Origin of the sequence: Variovorax sp. dw_308, assembly GCF_019207085.1 — a bacterium.
Lineage (GTDB): Bacteria > Pseudomonadota > Gammaproteobacteria > Burkholderiales > Burkholderiaceae_C > Variovorax.
Genome location: NZ_JAATOM010000065.1, coordinates 1 through 4,641 on the forward strand (window position 1 = coordinate 1; position 4,641 = coordinate 4,641).

The 4,641-nt window shown below is 67.1% G+C and carries 4 protein-coding genes; 1 reads left to right on the forward strand and 3 read right to left on the reverse strand.

Annotation, left to right across the window (positions count from 1 at the left end):
* Positions 1–34 precede the first annotated feature (34 nt).
* Positions 35–613 carry an alpha/beta hydrolase gene (locus tag HCU76_RS36075; RefSeq protein WP_213959942.1) on the forward strand — a complete coding sequence of 193 codons (579 nt, stop codon included), beginning with the start codon at positions 35–37 and terminating at the stop codon, positions 611–613.
* 303 nt (positions 614–916) lie between these two features.
* Here HCU76_RS36075 and HCU76_RS36080 read toward each other — a convergent pair whose 3' ends face one another.
* The 3 genes from HCU76_RS36080 to HCU76_RS36090 form a co-directional block, all read right to left on the reverse strand.
* The gene (locus tag HCU76_RS36080; RefSeq protein WP_218512029.1) at positions 917–2,095 is read right to left on the reverse strand and encodes a BamA/TamA family outer membrane protein; all 1,179 of its coding nucleotides are present in this window, start codon (positions 2,093–2,095) and stop codon (positions 917–919) included.
* A gap of 201 nt (positions 2,096–2,296) precedes the next feature.
* On the reverse strand, positions 2,297–3,568 hold the full coding sequence (locus tag HCU76_RS36085) for a porin (protein ID WP_213959940.1): 1,272 nt from the start codon (positions 3,566–3,568) through the stop codon (positions 2,297–2,299).
* Positions 3,569–3,905: 337 nt separating this feature from the next.
* Positions 3,906–4,641 (reverse strand): carbamate kinase (locus HCU76_RS36090; protein ID WP_218512030.1); only part of this gene is annotated, 736 nt, incomplete at its 5' end.

A 4,641-nucleotide genomic window follows, 5' to 3' on the forward strand; every position in this document is an offset into this window, starting at 1 on the left:
ACTGAGAAGGTGAGAACGAATTGAAGCCAACGAAATGAACATGACACAGCAATCGACCATCCTCATCGTTCCCGGTCTTCGCGACCATGTGGAAGACCATTGGCAGACGCACCTCGCGCGCCACCTCTCGGGCCACCGCAAGGTCGTCACGGTGCCGCCGCTGGAGGTCGACAAGCTCAGCCGCGCGGCACGCGTCGCGGCCATCCAGCGCACGCTGGAGGGCATCGACGGCCCGGTCCTCGCCGTGGCCCACAGTGCCGGCGTGGTCATGCTGGTGCATTGGGCACAGGCGCACGCGCAAGCGAGGCCGCTGGAAGGCGCCTTGCTCGCAGCCCCGCCGGACTTCGAATCGCCCCTGCCCGCAGGCTACCCAACGCTGGACGCGCTGGAGGACAACGGCTGGCTGCCGCTGCCGCGATCGCCGCTGCCCTTCCGCAGCATCGTGGCGGCCAGCACCAACGATCCGCTGGCCAGCTTCGAGCGCGTGCACGACATGGCGAGCGCATGGGGCAGCCGCCTGGTGAACGTGGGTCCCGTAGGCCACATCAACCCGGCGTCCGGCCACGGCGAATGGCCACTGGCGGAAGAATTCATCCACGCCCTCGAGGCGTGAAACGAACCCACCCCCGAATGCGCCTGCGGCGCCACGGGCGGCCGCCAGAGGCGGCTGCTCTTGCGGGCCGTCCAAGCCTGCGCAGGCAGGCTTGGAGCCGCGGCCCTCAGCCCCTCGAGGGGGCGCACCCAGCGGCCCGGCAAAGCCGGTTCCGCGGGTGCCCACGAACAGGCGGTGCTCACCCTCGTTTCATGCGTCGCGGGTCACGTGAAAGCGTGGTGGAAAACTGATATATGAGCCGGATCCGCGCGCTGCCCGCGGCGGCTTCGCCGCACTGCTGGCCGGCTTTCCAGGCACGGCCGGCTACGGCCGCATCCAGGCGCTGCCGAACTGCACGTAGAAGACTGGGCCGGTCGGCCCGTAGGCCACGTCGAAGCCCATGTGCATCCCGTACTTGCGGGCGATTTCATAGCGGATGCCGAAGCCGCCGGTCGTCACGTTCTGCGAGGCGCGATTCTGCGAACTGTCGTTGCGCGTCGCGCCGATGCCGGCGAATCCCACGAGGCTGAACCTTTCCCAGAACTGCCAGCGCAGTTCCGCCTCGGTCTGGGCGGTGTAGTCGCCCTGGAAGCGCATGATGGGTACGCCGCGCAGGCTGATGTAGGGCCGCAGGTAGAACGGCACGTCGCCAAAGCTCAACGTCGAACTTCCCATCAGGCCGAGCGTGAGATTGCGCGACAGCGGCACGTAGTGCATCGCCATCAGGTTCACCCGCTTGAAGTTGGTGTCGCTGCCCAATGCCTTGCTGAACAGGCCGGCGGACAGCTCCAGGTAGCTTCCCTTGGTCGGCGTGAACATGTTGTCGCGCGAATCGAAACTCACGAGCGGCAGCAGGCCGCCGACCGTGGACTCGCCCTGGAATCCGGGCGGCAGCCGTCCCTCTTCCTGCCCGCTGACGCTGGTGGCGGTCTGGGCCAGCGCGTAGCCCAGGCCGATCCAGGCCTGCGAATCCCCGAGCCGATAGCGTGCCTGCGCCACCAGCCCGGTCGTGCGCAGGTTGTAGGCCGCGGGGAATTCCTCCAGCGCGGGGTCGCGGCCGATGCCGTAGAAGTTCAGGTTGACGGAGGCGCGAACCACGCCCACCAGGGTCGTCACGCGATCGTCGAGCCAGTGGCGCATGTCGCCGGCGAACGCGCCCTTGGTCCCGTTGTCGGTGCCCAGCGCGCCGAGGACCGTGACGTTGGGCCGGCCGAACCCGGCCGCCGCGCCCTCTCCCTGCTTGTCGATGAAGGTCACCGCACCCGCCGCGCCGACGCCGATGGTCGGCTCGGTGATCGGGATGGCGACCGGCACGAAGCCGTAGCTCTGGTCAAGGAACCCGCCGAGGTCCAGCCAGCCGTCGTCGGGCGAACGGATGCGCGACGATGCCTCCGGCTTGGCCGGTGCCTCGGACGCGGCATCCTGCGCACGCGCACGGCTCACGAGCAGCGCGCAGCACACCAGCAGCAGCAGCCAATGCACGGCAACACGGGACTCGTTCACGCGGGCGCTCCTCGCAGATGGGTTCTTTGAACGCAACCCGGCATGCTGCAGGGACTGTGCCCAAGCCCAATTGACGCGCGTCAATCCCGGTGCAGTCGTCACGCGCGGGCCGGCAGCCACGACAAAAAAAGCCACCCGGACCTTGCGGCAGCGGGTGGCTCGTGGGTCTTTCAACCTCGGCTGGCGTGCGCCAGCGTCAGGTCAGAAGGCGTGGCGGATACCGAAGTCGTAGCCCATCGCGTTCTTGGCCTCGTAGCCCGAACCGGTGGTGAGGAAGGTATTGGTGAACCCCGGCGTGCCGGTGGTGAAGGTGCTGTTGGCGTTGAAGTTCGCGCCGTTCTTGTTCTTGATGAGGGTGCCGGTGACGTAAAGCGCGGTGCGCTTGGACAGGTTGTGCACGTAGCCCAGCGCAAACTTGTCGGCCTCCGGCTCCGGCGGCACCAACGCGGTCGCCAGCGTAGGCGCCGAGGTGTAGTTCAGCTTGACGTGCGACCAGGCCGCGCGGATCAGGCCCGGGCCGACCGGGACGGTTGCGCCGAGCAGGTAGCCATCACCCTTGTAGTCACCCGTGCCGACGAGCGGCGGGGTCACGTAGTCGAACACGTTCTTCACGCGCGACACCTCACCGAAAAGCTTCACCACGCCGAAGTCGTACGAAGCGCCCAGGTTCGCCGTCTTGACCTTGGTGGTTTCGCCGAGGAAGTAGTTGTCGCCGGTGATGCTCTGGCCGTAGGAGGCAGCGATGTCAAGGCCGCCGTTGGCATAGCCGAAGCGGCCGCCGCTGTAGCCGCCGGTGCGGCTCTTGTTCAAGGGCGTTGCCGGGGTGGTCGCACCCGGGTCGTACTTGACCTGCTCGTTGAACGCGTACATCACCTGGCCGTAGAAGCCGCCCAGGTTGGGCGGCAGGATGTAGCCGACCGAATTGCTGGCGCGGATGTAGTTGGCATTCGAGAACAGTCCGCGGTCGACGCCGGCAGCGGTGACCGTGCGCGGGCCCGAGCTCATCGTGGCGATCAGGTTGGTGCCCACGCCGTTGACACCGAAGGGATCGAAGATGCCGTCGTTCCAGAACGAGGGTGTGTAGTCGCGGCCCAGGCGCAGTTCGCCGAAGTCGCCCGACAGGCTCACGGTCGAGCGACGGCCAAAGGTCGAGAGGCCCACGACACCGTCGTCGTTGGACATGGGCGATTCGAGCCAGAAGCTTGCCGCCAGTCCACCGCCCAGGTCTTCCGTGCCACGGAAGCCGAGGCGACTGTTGTTGTAGTTGCCGCTGGTCAACGCCCACTGGCTTTGCTTCAGGTCGGGCGTGCCGACGAAGTTGACCAGGGGAGCGCCGGGCGTACCGACGAACTTGCTGGTGGTCTGGTAGTAGCTGACGCCAGCGTCGACCACACCAAACAGGGTGACGGAGGATTGTGCGGATGCGGTACCGGCGAGAGCCAGCGCCGCCAAGGGCAGGAGAGTCTTCTTCATGATGATTACAGGCAGGGCGCTACGGCATGGGACCGGAGCTTCAGTTGTGGGATATGCGGACCGTCAGGCCCGCGGATTCGGGTGAACTCGTCACCTTGCAGCCGGGCTCGACTGTAGGGATGCACCCTCCCCGACGTTTCGCTTTTGACGCCAGCCCTTTCGCTTTTCGTGCCTACCTAGGGGCGACCCTTAGTCCCCTGTTTGTTCGCCGCCACATCAACGATCCGTAGACGGTTCCCCTTGACGTCCGCGGCGATGGTCGTGCATGCCGCGCCCGCCAGGATGCGCCCGCGAACGGTCCGCCGACTCGATCAACCCCTCGTCGCGATCGCGGCGATCAGGCGTAGACGATGCCCTTGGTATCCGCGGCGATGGTCGTGCCTGCCTCGCCAGCCAGGATGCGGCCGAGATCCGCCAGCTCGCCGATGGCGGCCCGCTTGCCGGTCGAGCGCACGAAGCGGCAGGCCGCCTCCACCTTGGGCCCCATCGATCCTGCGGCAAAGGTCATGGCGGACAGCGCGTCCGGCGAGGCACGGCGGATCGCGCGCTGCCCCGGCTTGCCCCAGTCGACGTAGACCGCGGGGGCATCAGTCAGCATCACGTACATGTCCGCGCCCAGTTCGCGCGCGAGCAGTTCGGTGGCCAGGTCCTTGTCGATGACGCATTCGATGCCGGCGAGCTTGTGGTGGTCGGCGCCCTGCCCGTAGGCCGCCGGGATGCCGCCGCCGCCGGCCGCGATCACGATGGTGTTGTGTTCGACCAGCCACTTGATGGGCCGCAACTGGAAGATGCGCTTGGGCTCCGGCGAGGCGACCACGCGGCGCCACTTGTCGCCGTCCGGCTTGACGACCCAACCCTTCTCGGCGGCCAGCCTGTCGGCCGCCTCCTTCGAGTACACGGGGCCGATGAACTTCGTCGGATTGCCGAATGCCGGATCCCTGGCATCAACCTCGACCATCGTCAGCAGCGTCGCGAAGGGGCGCTCGAAGGGCAGCAGGTTGCCGAGTTCCTGCTCGATCATGTAGCCGATCATGCCTTCGGTCTGCGCGCCCAGCACGTCCAGCGGATAGGTT